General features: G+C 65.7%; 20 protein-coding genes. 1 reads left to right on the top strand and 19 read right to left on the bottom strand.

Features of this window, described 5'->3' with window-relative positions:
• Nucleotides 1–144: 144 nt before the first annotated feature.
• From FAZ98_RS05780 to ndk, 14 genes are all read right to left on the bottom strand, one after another.
• Nucleotides 145–1,296, bottom strand: coding sequence for an ATP phosphoribosyltransferase regulatory subunit (locus FAZ98_RS05780; RefSeq protein ID WP_158949609.1), 1,152 nt, complete (start codon nt 1,294–1,296; stop codon nt 145–147).
• Between the two features lie 146 nt (nt 1,297–1,442).
• The gene (locus FAZ98_RS05775) at nt 1,443–1,634 is read right to left on the bottom strand and encodes a DUF2065 domain-containing protein (protein WP_028210024.1); all 192 of its coding nucleotides are present in this window, start codon (nt 1,632–1,634) and stop codon (nt 1,443–1,445) included.
• A gap of 48 nt (nt 1,635–1,682) precedes the next feature.
• On the bottom strand, nt 1,683–2,582 hold the full coding sequence (gene hflC / locus FAZ98_RS05770; protein WP_158949607.1) for a protease modulator HflC: 900 nt from the start codon (nt 2,580–2,582) through the stop codon (nt 1,683–1,685).
• A gap of 12 nt (nt 2,583–2,594) precedes the next feature.
• Nucleotides 2,595–4,067, bottom strand: a complete 1,473-nt coding sequence (gene hflK / locus FAZ98_RS05765) for an FtsH protease activity modulator HflK (RefSeq protein WP_158949605.1) — start codon at nt 4,065–4,067, stop codon at nt 2,595–2,597.
• 136 nt (nt 4,068–4,203) lie between these two features.
• Nucleotides 4,204–5,373: a GTPase HflX gene (hflX, locus tag FAZ98_RS05760; RefSeq protein WP_199272301.1), complete on the bottom strand. Its 1,170-nt coding sequence runs from the start codon at nt 5,371–5,373 to the stop codon at nt 4,204–4,206.
• Nucleotides 5,374–5,447: 74 nt separating this feature from the next.
• Nucleotides 5,448–5,684: an RNA chaperone Hfq gene (gene hfq, locus FAZ98_RS05755; RefSeq protein ID WP_027814901.1), complete on the bottom strand. Its 237-nt coding sequence runs from the start codon at nt 5,682–5,684 to the stop codon at nt 5,448–5,450.
• A gap of 160 nt (nt 5,685–5,844) precedes the next feature.
• Nucleotides 5,845–7,188 (bottom strand): ribosome biogenesis GTPase Der, encoded by a 1,344-nt coding sequence (gene der / locus FAZ98_RS05750; protein ID WP_158949601.1) that lies wholly within the window; start codon nt 7,186–7,188, stop codon nt 5,845–5,847.
• A gap of 425 nt (nt 7,189–7,613) precedes the next feature.
• Nucleotides 7,614–8,759, bottom strand: coding sequence for an outer membrane protein assembly factor BamB (gene bamB / locus FAZ98_RS05745; protein ID WP_158949599.1), 1,146 nt, complete (start codon nt 8,757–8,759; stop codon nt 7,614–7,616).
• 146 nt (nt 8,760–8,905) lie between these two features.
• Nucleotides 8,906–9,535, bottom strand: coding sequence for a tetratricopeptide repeat protein (locus tag FAZ98_RS05740; RefSeq protein WP_158949597.1), 630 nt, complete (start codon nt 9,533–9,535; stop codon nt 8,906–8,908).
• Between the two features lie 104 nt (nt 9,536–9,639).
• Nucleotides 9,640–10,977 carry a histidine--tRNA ligase gene (gene hisS, locus FAZ98_RS05735; RefSeq protein WP_158949595.1) on the bottom strand — a complete coding sequence of 446 codons (1,338 nt, stop codon included), beginning with the start codon at nt 10,975–10,977 and terminating at the stop codon, nt 9,640–9,642.
• A gap of 76 nt (nt 10,978–11,053) precedes the next feature.
• The gene (ispG, locus tag FAZ98_RS05730; RefSeq protein WP_158949593.1) at nt 11,054–12,373 is read right to left on the bottom strand and encodes a flavodoxin-dependent (E)-4-hydroxy-3-methylbut-2-enyl-diphosphate synthase; all 1,320 of its coding nucleotides are present in this window, start codon (nt 12,371–12,373) and stop codon (nt 11,054–11,056) included.
• Between the two features lie 181 nt (nt 12,374–12,554).
• Nucleotides 12,555–13,658 (bottom strand): helix-turn-helix domain-containing protein, encoded by a 1,104-nt coding sequence (locus FAZ98_RS05725; protein WP_158949591.1) that lies wholly within the window; start codon nt 13,656–13,658, stop codon nt 12,555–12,557.
• Between the two features lie 241 nt (nt 13,659–13,899).
• Nucleotides 13,900–15,057, bottom strand: coding sequence for a 23S rRNA (adenine(2503)-C(2))-methyltransferase RlmN (rlmN, locus tag FAZ98_RS05720; RefSeq protein WP_158949589.1), 1,158 nt, complete (start codon nt 15,055–15,057; stop codon nt 13,900–13,902).
• Nucleotides 15,058–15,186: 129 nt separating this feature from the next.
• Nucleotides 15,187–15,612: a nucleoside-diphosphate kinase gene (gene ndk / locus FAZ98_RS05715; protein ID WP_158949587.1), complete on the bottom strand. Its 426-nt coding sequence runs from the start codon at nt 15,610–15,612 to the stop codon at nt 15,187–15,189.
• 420 nt (nt 15,613–16,032) lie between these two features.
• On the opposite strand from ndk, the gene FAZ98_RS05710 reads away from it, so the two are divergent.
• Nucleotides 16,033–16,731 (top strand): Bax inhibitor-1/YccA family protein, encoded by a 699-nt coding sequence (locus FAZ98_RS05710; RefSeq protein ID WP_158949585.1) that lies wholly within the window; start codon nt 16,033–16,035, stop codon nt 16,729–16,731.
• A 121-nt stretch (nt 16,732–16,852) separates the two neighbouring features.
• Here the strand turns inward: FAZ98_RS05710 and FAZ98_RS05705 are convergent, their stop codons facing one another.
• The 5 genes from FAZ98_RS05705 to FAZ98_RS05685 form a co-directional block, all read right to left on the bottom strand.
• The gene (locus FAZ98_RS05705; protein ID WP_158949583.1) at nt 16,853–17,626 is read right to left on the bottom strand and encodes an MBL fold metallo-hydrolase; all 774 of its coding nucleotides are present in this window, start codon (nt 17,624–17,626) and stop codon (nt 16,853–16,855) included.
• A gap of 4 nt (nt 17,627–17,630) precedes the next feature.
• Nucleotides 17,631–18,773, bottom strand: a complete 1,143-nt coding sequence (gene bamC / locus FAZ98_RS05700; RefSeq protein ID WP_158949581.1) for an outer membrane protein assembly factor BamC — start codon at nt 18,771–18,773, stop codon at nt 17,631–17,633.
• A gap of 115 nt (nt 18,774–18,888) precedes the next feature.
• Nucleotides 18,889–19,794: a 4-hydroxy-tetrahydrodipicolinate synthase gene (gene dapA, locus FAZ98_RS05695; protein ID WP_158949579.1), complete on the bottom strand. Its 906-nt coding sequence runs from the start codon at nt 19,792–19,794 to the stop codon at nt 18,889–18,891.
• Nucleotides 19,795–19,837: 43 nt separating this feature from the next.
• Nucleotides 19,838–20,467: a class I SAM-dependent methyltransferase gene (locus FAZ98_RS05690; RefSeq protein ID WP_158949577.1), complete on the bottom strand. Its 630-nt coding sequence runs from the start codon at nt 20,465–20,467 to the stop codon at nt 19,838–19,840.
• A 6-nt stretch (nt 20,468–20,473) separates the two neighbouring features.
• On the bottom strand, nt 20,474–21,676 hold the full coding sequence (locus FAZ98_RS05685) for a tryptophan--tRNA ligase (protein ID WP_158949575.1): 1,203 nt from the start codon (nt 21,674–21,676) through the stop codon (nt 20,474–20,476).

Raw genomic sequence — 21,676 nt, 5'->3', positions numbered from 1 at the left:
CGGAATTTCCTTTTGGACTCAACGGCATGCGTGCCGTGGAGCGCCTGCGCGGGCGCCCTCGCCGCGATCGAAGGCGAGGTGCGCGGAAGCGACAATCGGCCGATAAAACGCCCGCCCAAAAGCGCAGCGAGCGTGAGAAACGCGTTAGCCGCGCGTCTCGACGACCCATGCGCCGTCGCGCTCGACCAGTACGCGGTCGAAGGCGAATTCGTCGACGTCGTGCTCATGACCCGGCAGCGCCTGGATCACGACCTCGCCCGCGTCGCGCAGCGCGGCAACCGCGGTGCGCAGGGTGTCGTCGTGGCGCCACGGGGCGAGAATCGCGCTGCTGCGCGCTTCCACCGGCGAGATGCGCGCGACTTCGCGCAGATCGAGCGAAAAACCGGTGGCGGCACGCGCGCGGCCGTAGGCCTCGCCCACCTTGTCGTAACGGCCGCCGCGCGCGACCGCGTTCGGCACGCCGTCCACATAGGCCGCGAACATCACGCCGCTGTGATACGCGTAGCCGCCGAGTTCGGCGAGGTCGATCATCAGCTCCGCGCCGCCGACTTCGCGCACGAGGAACGCGAGGTCGTCGAGCGCACGGGCGATGCCGGGCAGCGCGGGCAGACGCGCACGCGCCTCGTCGAGCACGCTCGCGTCGCCGTACAGCGCGGGCAGCGCGCGCAGCGCATCGCGCGACGGCGCGGCGAGGTTCTGCGTGAGCTCCGCGACACGCGGCACGTCCTTGCTGGCGAGCGCTTCATACAACGCGTCGCCGAGCGCGGCCGCGGCCGGATCGGCTTCGAGCAGCGCCGCGAGCACGCCCGCGTGCGAGAGGTCCAGACGCACCTTCGCGAGGCCCGCGAGACGCAGCGCGTCGAGCATCAATTGCTGGATTTCGAGGTCCGCTTCGAGCCCTGCGTGGCCGTAAATTTCGGCGCCGATCTGGATCTGCTCGCGCGTGGCGTGCAGACCGCGCGGACGCGTATGCAGCACGTTGCCCGCGTAGCACAGGCGCGTCACGCCTTGCCGGTTCAGCAGATGCGCGTCGATGCGCGCGACCTGCGGCGTCATGTCGGCGCGCAGGCCGAGCGTGCGGCCCGACAGCTGATCGACGAGCTTGAAGGTGCGCAGATTCAGATCGTGGCCGCTGCCCACGAGCAGCGACTCGAGATACTCGAGCAGCGGCGGCATGACCAGCTCGTAGCCATACGCGCGAAAGCGGTCCAGCAGCCGGCGGCGCAGCTCTTCGATCTTGCGCGCCTCGGACGGCAACACGTCCGCAATGTTCTCGGGAAGTAACCAGGTCGACATCGGTTGAGTCCTACGACGATGAAGGCCGCGCGCGGCGCAACGCTGCGCGGGCCGAAAAACGGAAATCCGGCGGCCGGCGTACCGGCAATCGGGCGATCATCGGGCGAATCCGGCAGACCGGTCGAACCGGCGGCGGATTCCTGCGCTCAGGTCGCCAGCATCAGGAGCACGAGGCCGAGCCCCATCACGATGAGCCCGCCGATCCGGATGTGATGCGGCGGCCGTTCCGCGATTTTACGGAATGTGTCGCGCCACGCCGTCGGAAAGACGAACGGGAACATGCCCTCGATAATCAGCATCAACGCGATCGCGAGCAACAGGGAGCCGGCTATGTCCATGCGAAAGAAGCGCCGCGCTTGGGGCACGGCGCCATTGTCTCTTGTTGTCTAGTGTTTGCGTGGCGCGGCCGGCGCGGGCGAAGCATCGCCGTTCGGGCTGCGCATGAAGCGGAAGAAGTCGCTCGACGAATCGACGACGACGACATCGCCGGGTTTGAAGCTGTCGCGGTACGCCTGCATGCTCTGGTAGAACCGGTAGAAGTCCGGATCGCGCCCGAATGCCTGCGCGGCGATCGCGGCGGCCTTGCCGTCGCCTTCGCCCTTGATGGCCTGCGCCTGACCGTACGCGTCGGCGACGATGCCCTGCTGCTTGCGTTCCGCGTCGTCCTTGATCTGCTGCGCCTCGGCCGCGCCCTTCGCGCGTTCCTCGGCGGCGCCCTGCTCGCGCACGGCGCTCATGCGCTTGTAGACGGTGTCCGCGAGTTCGGGCGGATAGTCGAGGCGCGTGAGTTCGATGTCGATCACGTCGATGCCGAGCGCAGCCGCCGCCTGGCGCAGCGCGTCGCGCGCGCTGTTGGCGATGGCCTCCTGCTGGCCCAGCGCCTCGGGCAGCGTGACCTTCGAGAACGCGTCGCCGAGCGCGTCGCGCGTGAGCGCGGCGAGCCGGTCGGAGAGCGTTTGCGCGTCGCCCTTGGTCGCGGCGAACAGCTTGAGCGGCTCGCCGATGCGATAGCGCACGACCGGATTCACGAGCAACTCGGTTTTGTCCGACGTCGTGTAGCGGTCGGCATCGGGCGCGTCGAACGCCTGAATGCGGGTGTCGATGAGCGTGGCGGTCTGGAACGGCGGCGGCAGCTTGACGTGCAGGCCGGGGCCGGCGAGCGTGGCCGTGCTGCCGCCCGAGGACGACAGGATGGCCACGTGGCGCGGATCGACCATGAAGACGGCCGACGAGGCGACCAGCACGAGAACCACGACGGCGACGACGAGCGCAATGATCTTGTTCATGTCGGCGCTCCGTTATTGCGTGTCGTCTTCGCGGCCGCGCGAGCGGAACGCGTCGCGCGAACGGAAGGCGTCGCTCGCGGCGGCGGCCGCGTCGCTGGCCGAGGCCGGGGCGGCGTTCTGCTGCGGCGCGGCGGACTGCGCGGCCGGCGGCGTGGCCGGCTGCGCGCCTTGTTGCTGCGCATCGCCGCTGATCGCGGGCGCGGGCGCCGCATTGGCGTCCGAAGCCGCGTTTGCGGCGGCCGGCGCAGTGGCGGCGCCCGAGGAGGCTACAGCCGCCGCGGCCGTGGCGGCGCGCTGACGCGTCGCATCGACGAGCTTGTCGAGCGGCAGATAGATCACGTTGTTGCCCGACTTGCTGTCGACGAACACCTTCGTCGTATTCGAGTAGATGTGCTGCATGGTGTCCAGATACATGCGCTCGCGGATCACGGCCGGCGCTCTCGCGTACTGCTCGTAGACCTGCGTGAAGCGTTGCGCGTCGCCCTGCGCCTGCGCGACCACGCGGTCGCTGTAGGCCTTGGCGTCGTCGACGAGGCGCGTGGCGTCGGCCTGCGCGCGCGGCAGAAGCTGGTCGGCATAGGCCTGCGCGTCGCGCTTCGCACGCTCGCGGTCCTGATGCGCCTTCGCTTCGTCGTCGAAGGCGGCCTGCACGCGGTCGGGTGCGGCAATGCTCTGGATCGTCACGCCCGTCACGCCGAGGCCCGTCTTGTACTGGTCGAGCGCGTGCTGGATCGTGTCGGCGAGTTGCGCGCGGATCGGTTCGCGATCGGCATAAAGCATGTCGCTCGTGCTGCGCGCGCCCACTACCGTGCGCACCGCCGCCTGCGCGGCCTGGCTCACGGTGAGGTCGGGATCGACGCTGCGGAACAGGTAGTCGGTGGGCTGCTTCACCTGGTACTGCACGGAGAAGCGCACGTCGAGAATGTCGCCGTCGTGCGTGAGCACGGCCGCGTCCTTCACGTTCGCGGGCCGCACGAGATTGTTGCGGCCGATCTCGACCGTGCGGATCTGGCCGACGTTGACGATCTCGTGGGTCTGGAACGGGTACGGCATGCGCCAATGCACGCCCTGGCCGACGGTATGACGATACTGGCCGAACTGGAGCACGACGCCGGCCTGGCCTTCCTGCACGACGAACACGCCACTGCCGATGTAGATGGCGATGAGCACGCCGAGCACGATGCCCACGCCAATGCGTGCGCCGTGCCCGTTGTCGGGACGCGGGCCGAAACCGCCCGGGCCTTTGTTACGGCGTCCGAAGAAAGCGGAAACGCGACGGTTGAACTCGCGCCACATCTCGTCGAGATCGGGCGGTCCGTCACCGTCGTTGCCATTGTTGCCGCCCTTGTTGCCGTTATTGCCCGACGGGCGGCGCGCGTCTTCCGGGCGCTGGCCATTGCCCTCGCCTCGTCCCCAACGCGGGTCGTTCAGCGAGAAAATGGCGCGCGCGCGCTGCCAGCCAGTCCGCTTGTTGTAATCGTTCACCTGTGTTCGTTCACCAGAGTAGACAGCGGGTCAATTGCGTGCGGAATCCGTCGATCCGCCGGGCCGGCCCGATCGGCTCGGCGCGGCAAAACCGCAGCGAAACCGCAAGGCGCATGCAGGACGCGCGAAGCGCGCGCTAGCGTTCGTGCTCGTGTTCCCGGCGGGGTTCTTGCAGTGCCGCGTTCCAGTCGGCGGCCAGAGGCTGCGACGCATCGGCGAGCGGCTCGGCAGACGCGATTTCGGCGATGGCGGCGCGCAGCGCATCCAGTCCGACGCCCGTGCGCGCGCTCAAAAAGACGCGCGAAATATTACCATATTCATCACGCTCGACCGTCCCGCCTCGGGCCGCCAGTTCGGGCACGGCGTCGATTTTGTTGAAGACGAGCACCTGGCGGATCGTATCCGCGCCGATGTCGTGCAGCACACCGTTGACCTGATCGATCTGATCGAGCCGCACGGCGCTCGATGCATCCACCACGTGCAGCAGCAAGTCGGCCTGCACGGTTTCCTGCAAGGTTGCGCGGAATGCGGCCACCAGTTGGTGAGGCAATTCGCGGATGAACCCGACGGTATCGGACAGCACGATCTGGCCCACCTGGTCGCCGAGCCAGACGCGCCGCGAGGTGGTGTCGAGCGTTGCGAACAACTGGTCGGCCGCGTAGGCCTGCGCCTTGGTGAGCGCGTTGAACAGCGTGGATTTGCCCGCGTTCGTATAGCCCACGAGCGACACCGACATCGTGCGCGTGCGTTCGCGCTGACGCCGCTGCGTGCCGTGCTGGCGACGCAGTTTCGCGAGCTTGCCCTGCAGCATCTTGATGCGCTCGCCAATCAGGCGGCGGTCGGTTTCGAGCTGGGTTTCACCCGGGCCGCGCAGACCGATACCGCCCTTCTGCCGCTCCAGGTGAGTCCACGCGCGCACGAGGCGCGTGGCGAGATATTGCAACTGCGCGAGTTCGACCTGCAGCTTGCCTTCGTGGCTGCGGGCGCGCTGCGCGAAGATGTCGAGAATGAGGCTCGTGCGATCCACCACGCGACGATTTAGCGCACGTTCCAGATTACGTTGCTGGGCCGGCGAGAGCGCGTGATTGAAGATGACGATTTCGATGTCGTTCGCTTCGCAGGCGAGACGGAGTTCCTCGGCCTTGCCGCTGCCGATGAACATGGCGGCGTCGGGGCTGGAACGGCGCCCGGTGAGCGTGACGACGGGAGAGGCGCCCGCGCTTTTGGCGAGCAGGCTGAGTTCTTCGAGGCTGGCTTCGAAGTCGGTCTTGCCGAAGTCGATGCCGACAAGTGCGGCGTTGATCAAATTAGCGGAATTCAAAATGGAAACGGCCGGACCGAAGTCGCCTGCGAGGCGCCCCGGCCCGGCCGCATCATGGGTCAGGACGCTTCCGAGTCCGGGTGGAAGTTCACCGGACGGGCCGGGACCACCGTGGAAATGGCGTGCTTGTAAACCATTTGCGTAACCGTATTACGGAGCAACACGACGTACTGGTCGAACGATTCAATGTTCCCTTGAAGCTTGATGCCGTTGACCAGATAGATCGAAACAGGCACGTGCTCCTTGCGCAGCGCGTTCAGAAACGGGTCTTGTAACAATTGCCCTTTGTTGCTCATAGCAAACTCCGTATTTTTTTGCAGGTTTAACTTATATCGGGGTGAAGAAAAAGAAATCCACCCCAATCGCTACACTATAGCTGATTCTCGTTCCCCGGCGCGGATCCTGGCTGTCCGGCCAGGAGGCCTCTGCGCGCTAGCGAACGTTAATCGGCACAGTCTAGTTTTTATCCTTGTCGCTATAGGGATTCGTCGAAGAACGAAACTCTATGCGCAATGGAGTGCCCGTCAGCGAGAAAGTTTCCCGGAAACGATTCTCCAGATAACGCTTGTAAGTCTCGGTCACGGCGTCGAGCGCATTGCCGTGAATCACGATGATCGGCGGGTTCTGCCCCCCCTGGTGCGCGTAGCGCAGCTTCGGGCGCACCGGTCCGCGGCGGCGCGGCTGCTGGAATTCCACGGCTTCGATCAGCGCGCGCGTGAGCTTGGGCGTCGGCAGCTTCGCCATGGCGGCGGCGTAGGCATCGTCGACCGAGCGCATCAGCGTGGGAATGCCGAACTTTTCCGTTGCCGAAATGAAGTGGAACTTCGCGAAATCGAGGAACTTGAGCTTGCGCGCGAGGTGATGCTTGATCTGGTCGCGCGCGTGCTCGTCGAGGCCGTCCCATTTGTTCACGCCCACCACCAGCGCGCGGCCCTGCTCCACCACGAAGCCCGCGATGTGCGCGTCCTGATCGGACACTTCCTGGCGCGCGTCGAGCAGCAGGATCACGACATTGGCGTCGGCGATCGACTGCAGCGTTTTGACCACCGAGAACTTCTCGATTGCCTCGAACACCTTGCCGCGGCGGCGCAGCCCGGCCGTGTCGATGAGCGTGTACTTCTTGCCGTTGCGCTCGAAATCGACGTAGATCGAGTCGCGCGTCGTGCCCGGCATGTCGAACGCGATCACGCGGTCTTCGCCGATCAGCGTATTGACGAGCGTGGACTTGCCCACGTTCGGACGGCCGACGATGGCGATCTTGATGCCGTGCTTCTTGGCGTCGTCTTCGGATTCTTCCGGACGATCGGCGTAGGCCTGTTCGAGCGCCTCGTTGATCATTTCCGTCACGCCGTCGCCGTGCGCGGCGGAAATCGCGCGCGGGTCGCCGAGGCCCAGTTCGTAGAAGTCGGCGGCCACGGCGCTGTACTTCATGCCTTCGGCCTTGTTGACGACGAGGAAGATCGGCCGGCCGGTTTTGCGCAGGTAATCGGCAATGTGCTTGTCCTGCGGCGCGAGCCCGTTGCGGCCGTCGCAAATGAATACGACGATGTCGGATTCTTCCACGGCCTGGCGCGTCTGCCGCGCCATTTCGTGCAGGATGCCGTCTTTCGCGACCGGCTCGAAGCCGCCGGTGTCGACCACGAGATACGCGCGGTCGCCCGTGCGCCCTTCGCCGTAGTGACGGTCGCGCGTGAGGCCAGGCAGGTCGGCCACCAGCGCATCGCGCGAACGCGTGAGCCGGTTGAACAGCGTGGATTTCCCCACATTGGGGCGCCCGACGAGGGCGATTACGGGTTTCATCTGATTTTTTCTACGTTAAGGCGCGGCGCCGGGAGGTCCGGCGCGCTGCGCGGCACGCCCCGCGCGTGCAGGGCTGCATGAGTTGCAAATTATCACGATTCGGTCGTCAAAACCGGGCCGTGGGCCCGAGCCGCGACGGCGGCGGCCGGAACCGGCGCTTCGCGCCTCTCGCGCGCTGGCGTGCCCGGATCCATGCCGATACCGACGCATTGCGAAGCAGACATGGCAGACCGACCTCGCGGACCCGGGTGGGTCGCGCATCGTGGCATCCCAAAATGCGCGCGGCCGGCTGGAGCCGGCCTTCGGATCGGGCGGCGGAACCGTCTGGCTCCGCCACCCGCTTCAAGCAGTCGCGGGTCGTATCCTTGTTACGCCGGGGCGCTTCGAGCGCCCTGCGGCAAGGGTGTGAAACCGCGTTTTGAAACTTAGCGCGGACGCAGACCGTACAGGTCGCCGTCCTTCGTCTGCACGACGAGCGTATTGCCCGCGAGCACCGGCGCCGCCGTGATCGGGCTGCCGTCGGTCTTCACGCGCGAGACGAAGCTGCCGTCGTCGAGCGAAAGGAAATGCACGTAGCCTTGATAGTCACCCATCACCACGGCGTGGCCGAGCACGGCCGGCACGCTGACGTCGCGGCTCTTGAGCTTGTCGTTCGTCCAGGCCGGTTGGCCGGTCGAGACGTTGTAGGCCTTCACCACCGACCAGTCGTCGCCGCCCACCACCGTGGTTTCGTCCTGCGCGACGCCGCTCGTGCTCGAGAACGGCTTTTCCCACATCGCGCGGCCCGAATTCGCGTCGAAGCAGCCAAGCTGGCCCTGGAACGTCACCGCGCAAGTGGTCGCGCCGACGAGCGTGGGCGGACCGCTCACGTCGTTGATGCGCTCGACTTCCGTTACGCCCTTCGGATACGACACCGGCGTTTCCCAGAAGGCGTCGCCGCTTTGCAGGTTGATCGCCACGAACGTGCCGCCGGGGAAGCCCGCGAGCACCGCCTGATCGCCCGCGAAGGTCATGCCGGCCGACACGCGCAGGTTCAGCGGCACCGCACGATTGCGGTAGGTCCACTTCTGCTCGCCGGTCTGCCCGTTGAACGCGACGATCTGACCGTCGATGGTGCGCACGATCACGAGGCCGTTGCCGACCAGCGGCGGCGAGATGATTTCGCCGGGCGCCTTGGCTTGCCACGAGAGCTTGCCGTTCGCGTCGAGCACGTAGACGTCGCCCTTCAGGCCGCCCACGGCCGTGAGATTGCCGTCGCTGCCCACACCCGCCGAGAGGTCGTCCTTGAGCTTGACGCTCCAGACTTCCTTGCCCGAGGCTGCGTCGATCTTCGCGACCGAGCCGTTCGCGCCCGCGGCGTAGACGGCGTCGCCCACGGCGACCGGCGAGAACAGGTAGCGGCCGGCCTTGCCGACGCTCGCCTTCCAGACCTGCTGGACGTCCAGCGCCGGCTTGAATTCGGTCAGCGGCACCGGCACGCGGCGCTCGTCTTTCGTCGATGAGCAGGCTGCGAGAGCCAGGACGGTCATCGCGCAAGCGACGGGCACAACGGTTCGTTTCAGCAGATTCATCGGAGAACGAAGCAAGATTGAAAGTGATTGAATTGGGTTCGCAGCGTCGCGCGCCTCGGGCAGGATCATGCCGGTGAAGCGCGGTCGACGGCGGTCAGACCGGGTACGACGCGGGCCGGCGCAGCGCCGCCCCGCCACGATGCCGGTCAGCCGCCCAGCGCGTCCAGCTTGAACTGAACGAGCTGGCGCTGGGAAGCGTCGCTTTTCGGCAGGCTGTCGAGCGCGAGCTTGTACGCCGCACGCGCGTCGTCGCGCTTGCCGGCAGCCGCGAGCAGATCGCCGCGGCCGTCGGCCACGACGCCCTTGAACGGACCGGAGTCCGGCTGCGGAATCAGCGCGAGGCCCTGGTCGTAAGCCTTTTCGTCGAGCAGCAGCGAAGCGAGACGCAGCTTCGCGACCTGGCGGAATTCGTCGTCCTTGGCGTGGTCGGCGGCCCATTGCAACTGCGCCTTCGCGCTAGCGCCATCGCCCGCCATATAGAGCGCCTTGGCGACCGAAAGCGCGGTCATCTGCGCGTAGGCCGTGCCGCCGAAACGGTCTTCCATGTCGGTCGCGACGCGCGTGAGCATCGCCTTGTCGCTGCCGTTGACGGCCTGCTGCACCTGATCGTAGAGCACAGCGGCCTCGGCGGCCTGACGGCGCTGCCAGAAGTTCCAGCCGTTCCACGCGGCGAGCGCGACCAGAACGATCAGCACGAGCCACGTGGTGGCGTTACCCCACTGTGCCCACCATGCCTTGACGCTCTCGATCGATTCCTGTTCGTCGTGATAACTCATCGCGTAGCGATTCCTTGTTTATTCTGAAGCCTGTCGTCGGACGCGCCGCGAGTGCCAAATCCGTTGCCTCGGGCGCGCCGTTTCGGGGTTGCGGTCTGGCCCGATCAGTCGTCGCCGTCTTCGGCGGATGCAACCATCGCATTGATCAGATATTCGGTCAAGTCCTCGAACGCGACCGTTTGCTGTTCGCTGCGGGCCTCGGCGGCCGAGCCGCGCAACGCCTTTATGCCCACCGTGCCGTTGGCGATTTCGTCTTCGCCGAGCACCACGGCGAAGGCTGCGCCGCTCGCATCCGCACGCTTCATCTGCGACTTGAAGCTGGCCGTTTGACCGTCGGCGCTGCAATGCAGGATCACGTCGAGACCCGTGTCGCGCAGGCGCTCGGCCACGATGAACGCCTGCTCGCGCGCCGTTTCGCCCTGATGGACCACGTACACGTCGCAGCCGTCGTCTTCCGGCACGAGGTCTTCTTCCTTGAGCAGTTCGAGAATGCGCTCGACGCCCATCGCCCAGCCGCACGCGGCCGTGGGCTTGCCGCCCAGTTGCTCGATGAGCGGATCGTAACGGCCGCCGGCCGCGACGGTGCCCTGCGCGCCGAGCTTGTCCGTGATCCATTCGAACACGGTCAGATTGTAGTAATCGAGACCGCGCACCAGACGCGGATTGATCTTGAAGGGAATGTTGTTCGCCTTCAGGATGCGCTGCAGCCCTTCGAAGTGCGCCTTCGATTCCTCGCCGAGGAAGTCGATCAGCTTCGGCGCCTGCTCGGCGATTTCCTGCAGCGCGGGGTTCTTCGTGTCGAGCACGCGCAGCGGATTCGTGTAAAGGCGGCGCTTGCCGTCTTCATCGAGCTTGTCCACGTGCTGCTCGAGGTACTTGATGAGCTCGACGCGATGCGCCGCGCGCTCTTCGGCCAGACCCAGCGAATTGATCTCGAGCTTGATACCGGTCAAACCGAGATCGTCCCAGAGACGCTGGCACATCAGAATGATTTCGGCGTCGGCATCCGGGCCCGCGAAGCCGAGCGCTTCCACGCCAACCTGGTGGAACTGGCGATAACGGCCGCGCTGCGGACGCTCGTGGCGGAACATCGGGCCCACGTACCACAGGCGCTTCGGGCCGTCGTACAGCATGTTGTGCTCGATCGAGGCGCGCACCACCGCCGCCGTATTTTCCGGGCGCAGCGTGAGATGCTCGCCGTTGAGCGCGTCGGTGAAGCTGTACATCTCCTTCTCGACGATGTCGGTCACCTCGCCGATGCCGCGCGTGAACAACTGCGTGTGCTCGACGATCGGCGTGCGGATGTTCTGGTATCCGTACGAACGCAGCATCGACTTCACCGTGGTTTCGAAGAATTCCCACAGTCCCGCCTCCTGCGGCAGGATGTCGTTCATGCCCTTCACGCCCGTGAGTTTTTCGGGCTTTCTTTTCTGTTCAGTCATTGCGTTGCGAGTTTGCGCGAAATTTCGAGAATGGTCAGCACGGCGGCCGCGAACGGCGCGCGGCTCGGGTCGTGGCTCAGTTGACGACTTCGGCCTTGCCGTACTTGCGCGCGACGTAGTCGCTCACGATCTGCTGGAACTCTTCGGCGATGCGCTCGCCGCGCAGCGTCTTCACCTTTTCGCCGTCGATGAACACCGGCGCCGCCGGGTTCTCGCCCGAGCCCGGCAAGCTGATGCCGATGTTCGCGTGCTTCGACTCGCCGGGACCGTTCACGATGCAGCCCATCACGGCGACGTTCATCGTTTCCACGCCCGGATAGTCGTCGCGCCACAGCGGCATTTGCGCGCGCAGGTAGTTCTGGATCTGCGAAGCGAGTTCCTGGAACAGCGTGCTGGTCGTGCGGCCGCAGCCGGGGCACGCGATCACCATGGGCGTGAACGAACGCAGGCCCATCGTCTGCAGGATTTCCTGGCCGACGACGACTTCGCCCGTGCGCGGCGCGCCCGGTTCCGGCGTGAGCGAAATGCGGATGGTGTCGCCGATACCCTGTTGCAGCAGCACCGAAAGCGCCGCCGTCGAAGCGACGATGCCCTTCGAACCCATGCCCGCTTCGGTGAGGCCCAGGTGCAACGCGAAATCGCAACGCTTCGCGAGCTGCTGGTACACGGCGATCAGATCCTGCACGCCGCTCACCTTGCACGACAGGATGATCTTGTCGCGGCCGAGGCCGAGTTCGACCGCGCGTTCCGCCGAGCCGATCGCCGACTGGATCAGCGCTTCGTACATGACGCTTTGCGCTTCCCACGGCACCGCGCGCGAGGCGTTCTCGTCCATCATGCGCGCGAGCAGGTCCTGGTCGAGACTGCCCCAGTTCACGCCGATACGCACCGGCTTGTCGTACTTGATCGCGGCTTCGATCATCTGCGCGTACTGCGTGTCGCGCTTCGCGCCCTGACCCACGTTGCCCGGATTGATCCGGTACTTCGAGAGCGACTCGGCGCAGGCGGGATGATCGCGCAGCAGCAAGTGACCGTTGTAATGGAAGTCGCCGACGAGCGGCACCATCACGCCCATACGGTCGAGTTGCTCGCGGATATGCGGTACGGCGGCGGCCGCTTCCGGCGTGTTGACCGTGATACGCACCAGCTCCGAACCGGCCTGCGCGAGTTCCTTGATCTGGATGGCCGTGCCGATGGCGTCAGCCGTGTCGGTGTTGGTCATCGACTGCACGCGCACCGGCGCGTCGCCACCGATCGTCACCAGCTGGCCGCCCCAGCGCACGTGCACGCCGTGCGACTTGCGGCGCGGCGCATGGCCGCCGAGGATCGGCTCGTTCGAGACAATCTGACTGTTGCTGGACGGGGATTGCGTTTCGCTTTGCATCGAAAAACCCATTTACGCCTCACGCGCGCCGCGCGGCTCACCGATCTCGATGAACCCGCGGGACGCGGCATGAATTGAAAAAGCGTCGCGGCCGGATTCGCCAGCCGCGACGCGTGCCATATCGTTGTTCAGTACCCGCTGCCCGGCACCGCGCCGGACGCGAACGGCCTTGCCGCCGTTATCAACGCCGTCATCAAGGCAGCACGAAGCGCGCGACGTTACCGCGCGCCGAAGCGTACTTCGACGGATCGACCGGCTGGCCGTTGATCGTCATCGACTCGATACCGGCCTTGTTGCCCACCGTGACCTTCAGCGGCTCGACACCGCTGATTTCGCGCGCGTCGTTACCATGGACGAGACCGGAGAACACTTCCTTGCCGTCCTTCTGGCGCACGCTCACCCACGTATCCTGCGTCGCGTGGATCGCGAAGGTCGAAGCACCCGGCGCCGCCACCGCGCTCGCCGCCGAGGCAGCCTGCGCCGCTGCCGTCGCGCTCGCAGGCGTTGCCACCGTTGCGCTGGCAGGCTTCGCTGCCGCGACAGCCGCAACCGGTGCCGCGCTCGCGGGCTGCGGCGCGGCGAGTTGCTGCGCCACCGACTGATCCACCGTGGCGTTAGCGCCGTTGCCCGCGCCGCTATTCGCCGGCTCCGTGCCCGGCGCGGCCGAGGCGCCATCCGAGCCGGTGGCTTCGCCCTGCGTGACGTTGGACGGCGTGCCCGACTGCGTGCTCGCGCCGTTGGCCATCGCCTTCAGCCGCGAGAACCACGCCGACGACTCGCCGCTGTTCGTATGCCACATCGAAATGACGATAACGGCGATCACGACGATGCCGATCCCCCACAGCCACGAAGCACGACGGCGCGGCGCACGCGCGCCACCGCCGCCCAGCGAGAGCGACACGCGCCCGCGCGGCAGATCCGACCCCGACGAGGCCGGCATCGACAAATCGGGTTGCGCCACGCCGGTTTCGCGACGCAGCGCCTGCGCGAACGGCGCGGGGTCGGCGCCGAGCAGCTTGGCGTAAGCGCGCACCACGCCGGCCGCGAACGTCGCGTCGGGCAGATGGCTAATGTCGCCGGCCTCCAGCTCGCGCAGCTTGGCCACCGAGACCTTGAGCCGCGCCGATACGTCCTCGACCGCCCAGCCCTTGGCCTGGCGCAACTGCGCGAGACGCGCGCCGGCCGCGGCCAGCGTGTCGGGCACGGCCTGCACCGGCGACGGCGTCGCGCCCTGCGCCGCACGTCCTGCGTTGCTGTCAGTTCCGTCTGTCCCGAAAGGGTGCTGCGGCTCGCTCATCCCAAAGTCCTTGCGTCGATTCTTTTCCATCCTGGAACCGGCGGGTCGCGGCGTCATGCGCGCGCCAACCCCTGTTCGCCCCGGTTCGCAGACCGTTTATAACAAATGCGCGGCCTGTCTGCCGCTTCCGATCGCTTCTGCAACGTTACGCTTCAATACTGCGCCTTGATACGAAACCTCGCTGCGAGACGCGCGAGTTGCAGCGCGCCCGCCCCGTGCGCGCCGGCTGTCCACGGCCGCGTCAAACCGGCCGAACTTCGATGATCTTGCCTGCCGCGCGGCCCATGCGCTCGGCGAGCCGCGTGCGGTCTTTCACTTCGCCGGCGAGCTGACCGCAAGCGGCGTCGATGTCGTCGCCGCGCGTCTTGCGCACCGTCGTGACGACGCCCGCATCCATCAGGATCTGCGCGAACCGCTTGATCTGGTCCGATTTCGAGCGCAGCAGGCCCGACTCGGGGAACGGATTGAACGGGATCAGATTGAACTTGCACGGCACGTCGCGCGTGACCGCGAGCAACTCGCGCGCATGCTTCTCCGTGTCGTTGACGCCGTCGAGCATGCAGTACTCGAATGTGATGAAATCGCGCGGCGCGACTTCCAGATAACGCTGGCACGCCGCCATCAGTTCGCGCAGCGGATATTTGCGGTTGAGCGGCACGAGTTCGTCGCGCAGCGCGTCGTTCGGCGCGTGCAGCGAGACCGCGAGCGCCACCGGCAATTCCGCGCCGAGACGGTCCATCATGGGCACGACGCCCGAGGTGGACAGCGTCACGCGCCGGCGCGACAGGCCGTACGCGTTGTCGTCGAGCATCAGGCGCATGGCCGGCACGACCGCGTCGTAATTCAGCAGCGGCTCGCCCATGCCCATCATCACGACGTTCGTGATGACGCGCTCGCCCTTGCCGTCGCCGCCATTGGCGCGACCGCCTTCCTCGCCGCGCAACGACGCGCGCAAGGCGAATTCCGCCATGCGCAGCTGACCGATGATTTCAGCGGTGGTGAGATTGCGTGAGAAACCTTGCTTGCCGGTCGAACAAAACCGGCAGTTGACCGCACATCCCGCCTGCGACGACACACACAGCGTGCCGCGCGTTTCTTCGGGGATGAACACGGTTTCGACGGCATTGCCGTTGCCCATGTCGACGAGCCACTTGCGTGTGCCGTCGGACGAGACGTTGTCGCTGACGATGCCCGGCATGCCGATGACGGCGCGCCCTTTGAGCTTTTCGCGCAGCGATTTGGCCAGATCCGTCATGCCGTCGAAGTCGGCGGCATTGTATTGATGGATCCAGCGCTGAAGCTGTTTGGCGCGAAACGGCTTCTCGCCCAGGCTTTCGCAATAAGCGACGAGCCCTTGGGCGTCGAGATCGAGAAGGTTGACGGTGGAACTGCTCGTCATGTCGAATCCTGCCATTTCAGTGCGAGAGCGCGTCCACCACCCGATTCCGCAAAACCTGGTACCGGACAGTGGACGTCGTCGCCGTTCGCGACCCTATGCTACTTTGACCTGCCGAATACGCGCGTTGAATTAACGCGAGTAAACGTTGACTTCCGGGAAGAAGAACGCGATTTCAACGCGTGCCGTTTCCGCTGCATCCGAACCGTGAACGGCGTTCGCGTCGATGCTGTCGGCGAAGTCAGCGCGGATCGTGCCCTTTTCCGCCTTCTTCGGATCCGTTGCGCCCATCAGGTCGCGGTGCTTCAGGATGGCGTTTTCGCCTTCCAGCGCCTGGATCACGACCGGACCCGAGATCATGAAGTCGACGAGGTCCTTGAAGAACGGACGCTCAGCGTGAACAGCATAGAACTTCTCTGCGTCGGCGCGCGAGAGTTGGACCATGCGCGAAGCCACGATCTTCAGGCCAGCGTTTTCGAAGCGGCTGTAGATCTGACCGATCACGTTCTTTGCCACTGCGTCCGGCTTGATAATCGACAGGGTGCGTTCGATCGCCATAAAAACTCCAAGAAATTAAGAGGTTACAGATTCAAATGAATCCGCTATTGTAGCATGTTCCCATGTATGATTGCGATTGAACCCTCTTTGGTCTGCAAAGCAGATTGGCGGATCAGATCCGGGGAGTCGCATCGCGTCATTTCGCCTTCTCCGCGCCTGCCTTGCGGGGCGCAAAAGCCGGGGCGCAAAAGCCGGGGCGCAAAAGCCAGGCTGGTGGCGCCCGCAGCCGCGCCTTGCCGGCCGCGGTTCGCCGGCCGCACCTTTCAGCCAGGCTTAAGAATGGCGGAATACGCTGCCAGAACATAACGCAAACCGTGTGGCAACCCGTTGAAACTCCCGGTCGCCGCACGTATCTTACGAGTAAGCGGCCCGCGTATCTTGCGCGCGCCGCCAACCACGCGTCTCACGCAAGGAGAAAGCATGAACGAGTATCCCTACAACTTCGGCCGCGGCGGCACCGTCACCTCGGTCGAGACCCGCAACCGCGTACTGCGCAACACCTACTGGCTGCTCGCGCTTTCGATGGTGCCGACGGTGCTCGGCGCGTGGGTGGGCGTCGCAACGGGCTTCTCGCTCTTCGCGGCCACCAGCCCGGCCATGAGCCTGCTGGCGTTCTTCGCCATCGCTTTCGGCTTCATGTTCGCCATCGAGCGCACCAAGAACAGTTCGGCCGGCGTGTTCGTCCTGCTCGGCTTCACGTTCTTCATGGGCCTGATGCTGTCGCGTCTGCTGTCGTTCATCCTCGGCTTCTCGAACGGCCCGTCGCTCATCATGCTCGCTTTCGGCGGCACCGGCGTGATTTTCGCCGCCATGGCCACGATCGCCACGGTCAGCAAACGTGACTTCTCCGGCCTCGGCAAGTGGCTGTTCATGGGCGTGGTCGTGCTGCTGCTCGCCAGCGTCGCGAACATTTTCCTGCATCTGCCCGCGCTGATGCTCACGGTGTCCGTGCTCGCCATCGTGATCTTCTCGGCTTACATGCTGTTCGACGTCCAGCGCGTCGTGAACGGCGGCGAGACGAACTACATCTCGGCCACGCTCGCCATTTATCTGGACCTCTACAACGTGTTCACGAACCTGCTGGCGATCCTCGGCATCTTCGGCGGCAATCGTAACTAAAGCTTGCGCCGGGCGCCGAACGCCAACCCGGCGTTCAGCGCACGCCCCAAAGCAAAAAGCCCATGACCTGCGTCATGGGTTTTTTTTCGTCCGCCGATCGGGCACGCGGTGCGCGTGGCGCTCAGAGCAGGATCCAGTCGAAACCGTCTTCCTGCGTCGCCACCGCGATTTCCGTGATCGCATTGCCGAGCACGCCGGCCATCGCCTCGCGCGCGAGTTCGGGCGTGTTGTTCTGCTGGCTCAGATGCGCAGCCACCAGATGCCGCAGCTTCGTACGATCGAGCCCTTCGAGAATGTCCGCCGCCGCGCCGTTGTTCAGATGCCCGTGCGAACCGCCGATACGCGCCTTGAGCGACGGCGGATAGCGGCTCGCCGCCAGCATCGCCAGATCGTGATTGCATTCGAGCACGAGCGCGTCGCAGCCGCCCAGCACGGTGCCGATGTGGGGCGTGGATTCGCCGACGTCGGTCAGCACGCCCAGCCGGCTCGCGCCGTCGCTGAACACGTACTGCAAGGGCTCGCGGGCGTCGTGCGGCACGGTGTACGGCAGCACGCCCAACGCACCGATTTCCACCGTTTCGTCGCCCCACAGCACGTGGAGATCGACGCCGGCGTCGTCGGCGCCCACGGCTTGCGCCGTGCCCCAGCTCATATAGAGCGGAATGGACCAGCGGCGCGCCAGCGTGAGCGCGCTGCCGATGTGGTCGCTATGTTCGTGGGTGATGAGAATCGCGCTGAGGGAGTCGGCGGCGAGACCCGCGCGCGCGAGGCGCCGCTCGACTTCCTTCGCTGAGAAACCGCAGTCGAGCAGCACGCGCGTGAGCGTCGCGCCGCCGTCTGCTTCTACGACCAGTGCGTTGCCTTCGCTGCCGCTGCCGAGGCTCGCGAATCGCACGGCGTTAGTTCAACTGCGCGTGGAGCGCCGAAACGATACGCTGCGCGTCCGACGACGTGTCGATCTGACCGTTCTGGTTGACCACCGCCACCTGCGTCTGCGCATTGCTCGTCGAACGCACCGCGACGAGGAATTCCGGGCCCTGCTCGTTGGTCGCCTTCTTCGGGTTGTAGAAGAGCTTGCCGAGCAGGCCGTCGCCCTTCAGTTCCTTCATCGAGTCGGCGTAACGCACGTAGTAGATGCCCTTCTGGCGATCGCGGTTGTCGACCGTGAAGTTGGTGCGATCGAGCGCGAGACCGACACGCAGCCAGGCGGTATCGAACGCTTCCGGCAGATCGAGCGTCGTGCCGTCCGGACCCGCGGCGACCTTGGCGGCCGACGACGACGGACGGGCGTCCGTCAGCAGTTGCTTCGACTGCGCGTCGGTCAGGCCGAACTTCTGCATGATCTTCGAGAGGAACGCGGCTTCGAGCGCCGGGTCGCGCGGACGCTCGACCCACTTCGAACCGGTCTTGTCCTGGCCCGTGAGCACTTCTTCCATCGCGCTATGCGTGACGGAGATGTCGGTCTGGCCGTCCGGGCCGCGCGAAACCAGCGTGCGGAAGCGGTCGCGCGTACCCGACGAGTACGCGAAGTCGATCACGCGGCCAATCGTGCGGCGGAACCAGTCGTCCGGAATGTTGGCGCGGTTTTCGGCCCAGTTCGTCGTCATGATGCCGGTTTCCGGCGAGTCGGTCGCGAGCGTGAAGCCGTTGCTCGTCCAGAATTCCTGGAGTTGCGGCCAGACGTCGGCGGGCACGCGGCCGTCGATCACGAGCCAGCGGCGGTCGCCGTCACGCTCGACGTGCATACCGAGCGGATCTTGCGTGTTCGGCACGCCCAGCGTGGCGTTGCCGGCGGCCGTGACGGTGCGCTGCGTGGCGCCGCCGAGCGTGGCCGTGGGCGGCGGCGCGACATACTTCTGGTCGCCGGGCGCCGACGACAGATCCTGCGGCACCGCGAGCGGCGGCGCGCTCGGCGTGTCCTTGTAGTTGACGCGATCCGACGCGAACATGTCGTTCAGCGACTCGCAGCCTGCGAGCGAGCCAAGTGCGAGCGCCAGCACCGCCATGCGGGTTGCGTGGAGGGAAAGAGCGGAACGTTTCATGTGGACCTTCGTGATACGGGAACGCTAAGCCTAGATCTGCCAGAAGTCTGTCGGTGGTCTGTCAGCGGTTGGGCGATGGCGGCAGCGGTTAAAAAAACGGACGGCGGCTGAAGGATCAGCCCGCCAAACCGGCTTCGCGCAGCGCGGCGCGCACCACGTCGTGATAGCGCGCGTCGAGCGGCGTCAGCGGCAAACGAATGCCACCCTCGATGCGGCCGAGTTCCTGCAGCGCCCACTTCACCGGAATCGGGTTCGATTCGATGAACAGGTTCTTGTGGAGCGCGAGCAGCTTGAGATGGATCTCGCGCGCCGTTTTCGCGTCGCCTGCGAGCGCCGCCTTGCAGAGGTCGCTCATCTGGCGCGGCGCGACGTTCGCGGTCACCGAAATATTGCCGTGGCCGCCGAGCAGCATGAGCGCGATCGCGGTGGGATCGTCGCCGCTGAAGATCTTGAAGCCTTCCGGCGCGTGCTTGATGAGGTGCGCGGCGCGGTCGATGTTGCCCGTGGCTTCCTTCACGCCCACGATGCCCGGCACGCCCGCGAGACGCAGGATGGTCTCGTTGGTCATATCGGCGACTGTGCGGCCCGGCACGTTGTACAGAATCACGGGCAGGTCCACGTCTTCCGCGATTTTCGCGAAATGACGGTACATGCCTTCCTGGGTCGGCTTGTTGTAATAGGGCACGACCTGCAGGGACGCCTGCGCGCCCACGCTCTTCGCGTGCTTCGTGAGTTCGATGGCTTCCGCCGTGGAATTGCCGCCCGCACCGGCGATGATCGGCAAACGGCCCGCGGCCTGCTCCACCGCGGTCTTCACCATCAGGATGTGTTCTTCGACGTCGAGCGTGGCGGACTCGCCGCTCGTGCCGACCACGACGATCGCATCCGTCCCTTCCGCGACGTGCCAGTCGATCAGTTTGCGAAATGCCGGCAGATCGAGACTGCCGTCTTCGTGCATGGGGGTGACGATCGCGGGAATACTGCCGCGCAGCGTGATGCCGTCCTGAGTGCCGTTAGCCATGAAACGCCAGAAAATGAGTCGGTTAAACCGCGATTGTAGCGGATTAGCCGGTCAGATCGTAACGCGCCAGGGGTAGGACCTGAGTACCCGTTACGTTACCGGCTCTTTCGCCGCCGCCTTCGGTCAATTTTTCCCGGACCGCGCAGATGCGCTGAATATACGCCTCACGCGGTTGCGGGAGAAATCCGTCCTGATAGGCAATCACGCGCAGCGCGGGCGTACAGACCGCCAGCAATTCGCCGGGCGCCAGCAAGAACGCCGGATTCGACGGTTTGCCCACGCTTTCGTTGCCTTGCGCGAAGGTTTCGTAGATGAGCACGCCGCCGGGCGCGAGCGCGTCGATCAGGCGCGGCATGAGCGGCCGATGCAGATAATTCGTGACGACGACGGCCGCGAATCGCGCATCGGCGGCGAGCGGCCAGGGCGCGCCTTCCAGATCGCATTCGAGCGGCGCGATGTTCGGCACTTCGCGCAAGCTCGCCAGCGCGGCCACGTCGCGATCGAGCGCCGCCACCGGATGCCCGCGCTCCGCCAGCCAGCGCGCGTGGCGCCCCGAACCGCACGCGACGTCGAGCACCGTGCCGCCGGGCGCGATCAGGTGCGCCCAGCGGCGCACCCATTTCGACGGCTCGGCCATGCCGGCATGCGTGGACGTCGTCATGCGTTCGGTCATGCGCGATCAGTTGTACGAAAGGCCCATCGCCTCGCGCACGTCGCGCATGGTTTCGGTCGCGTACTTGCGTGCGCGATCGCAACCGTCCGCAACGATCGCGCGCAGCAGCGACGGATCGTCCATGTACTTCTGCGCGCGTTCGAGCATCGGCTGCTGTTCGCGCAGGATGCCTTCGATGACCGGCTGCTTGCATTCCAGACAGCCGATGCCCGCCGAGCGGCAGCCCTTCTGCACCCACTCGTGCGTCTGTTCGTCGGTGTAGACCTGATGCAACTGCCACACCGGGCACTTGTCCGGGTCGCCCGGATCGGTGCGGCGCACGCGCGCCGGGTCGGTCGGCATCGTGCGGACCTTCTTTTCGATCGATTGCGCGTCTTCGCGCAGCGCGATCGTGTTGCCGTACGACTTCGACATCTTCTGGCCGTCGAGACCCGGCATGCGCGACGCTTCCGTCAGGAGCACCTGCGGCTCCGGCAGGATGATCTTGCGCGAGCCTTCGAGATAGCCGAACAGGCGCTCGCGGTCGCTCATCGACAGGCTTTGCGACTCCGACAACATCGCGCGCGCCTGTTCGAGCGCCTCGTCGTTACCTTCCTGCTGATACGCGTTGCGCAGCTCGTGATAGAGCTTCGAGCGCTTGCCGCCGAGCTTCTTCGCGGCTTCGTTGGCCTTTTCCTCGAAGCCCGGTTCGCGGCCGTACATGTAGTTGAAGCGGCGCGCCATTTCGCGCGCCATTTCCACGTGCGGCACCTGATCTTCGCCAACCGGCACGAGCGAGGCGCGGTACAGCAGAATGTCCGCCGCCATCAGCACGGGGTAGCCGAGGAAGCCGTAGGTGCCGAGGTCCTTGTCGCGCAGCTTCTCGATCTGCTCCTTGTACGTGGGCACGCGCTCGAGCCAACTGAGCGGCGTGCTCATACCGAGCAGGAGCGCGAGTTCGGCGTGTTCGGGCACGCGACTCTGGATGAACAGCGTGGCCTGGTTCGGGTCGATGCCCGACGCGAGCCAGTCGATCAGCACGTCCCAGACGTTCTTCTCGATGACATCCGGCGTTTCGTAGTGCGTGGTGAGCGCATGCCAGTCGACCACGCAGAAGAAGCACGGATACTCGGATTGCAGGCGCACCCAGTTTTTCAGCACGCCGTGATAGTGGCCGAGGTGCAGCGACCCGGTGGGCCGCATGCCGGAGAAGATACGGTCTGGGAACAT

The sequence above is a fragment of the Paraburkholderia acidisoli genome (genome assembly GCF_009789675.1).
GTDB classification, from domain to species: domain Bacteria; phylum Pseudomonadota; class Gammaproteobacteria; order Burkholderiales; family Burkholderiaceae; genus Paraburkholderia; species Paraburkholderia acidisoli.
The sequence above is the reverse complement of the archived record's forward strand: the minus strand, read 5'-3'. Positions and strand labels throughout refer to the sequence as shown.

Excerpts from the sequence above, each read along its gene's own strand:
- bamB (WP_158949599.1), bottom strand. The coding sequence starts at position 8,759 with ATGAATCTGCTGAAACGAACCGTTGTGCCCGTCGCTTGCGCGATGACC.
- FAZ98_RS05710 (WP_158949585.1), top strand. The coding sequence starts at position 16,033 with ATGAACGAGTATCCCTACAACTTCGGCCGCGGCGGCACCGTCACCTCG.
- hisS (WP_158949595.1), bottom strand. The coding sequence starts at position 10,977 with ATGACTGAACAGAAAAGAAAGCCCGAAAAACTCACGGGCGTGAAGGGC.
- FAZ98_RS05690 (WP_158949577.1), bottom strand. The coding sequence starts at position 20,467 with ATGACCGAACGCATGACGACGTCCACGCATGCCGGCATGGCCGAGCCG.
- hfq (WP_027814901.1), bottom strand. The coding sequence starts at position 5,684 with ATGAGCAACAAAGGGCAATTGTTACAAGACCCGTTTCTGAACGCGCTG.
- FAZ98_RS05685 (WP_158949575.1), bottom strand. The coding sequence starts at position 21,676 with ATGTTCCCAGACCGTATCTTCTCCGGCATGCGGCCCACCGGGTCGCTG.
- FAZ98_RS05740 (WP_158949597.1), bottom strand. The coding sequence starts at position 9,535 with ATGAGTTATCACGACGAACAGGAATCGATCGAGAGCGTCAAGGCATGG.
- FAZ98_RS05775 (WP_028210024.1), bottom strand. The coding sequence starts at position 1,634 with ATGGACATAGCCGGCTCCCTGTTGCTCGCGATCGCGTTGATGCTGATT.
- rlmN (WP_158949589.1), bottom strand. The coding sequence starts at position 15,057 with ATGACGAGCAGTTCCACCGTCAACCTTCTCGATCTCGACGCCCAAGGG.
- dapA (WP_158949579.1), bottom strand. The coding sequence starts at position 19,794 with ATGGCTAACGGCACTCAGGACGGCATCACGCTGCGCGGCAGTATTCCC.
- der (WP_158949601.1), bottom strand. The coding sequence starts at position 7,188 with ATGAAACCCGTAATCGCCCTCGTCGGGCGCCCCAATGTGGGGAAATCC.
- FAZ98_RS05780 (WP_158949609.1), bottom strand. The coding sequence starts at position 1,296 with ATGTCGACCTGGTTACTTCCCGAGAACATTGCGGACGTGTTGCCGTCC.
- FAZ98_RS05725 (WP_158949591.1), bottom strand. The coding sequence starts at position 13,658 with ATGAGCGAGCCGCAGCACCCTTTCGGGACAGACGGAACTGACAGCAAC.
- hflC (WP_158949607.1), bottom strand. The coding sequence starts at position 2,582 with ATGAACAAGATCATTGCGCTCGTCGTCGCCGTCGTGGTTCTCGTGCTG.
- ispG (WP_158949593.1), bottom strand. The coding sequence starts at position 12,373 with ATGGGTTTTTCGATGCAAAGCGAAACGCAATCCCCGTCCAGCAACAGT.
- ndk (WP_158949587.1), bottom strand. The coding sequence starts at position 15,612 with ATGGCGATCGAACGCACCCTGTCGATTATCAAGCCGGACGCAGTGGCA.
- bamC (WP_158949581.1), bottom strand. The coding sequence starts at position 18,773 with ATGAAACGTTCCGCTCTTTCCCTCCACGCAACCCGCATGGCGGTGCTG.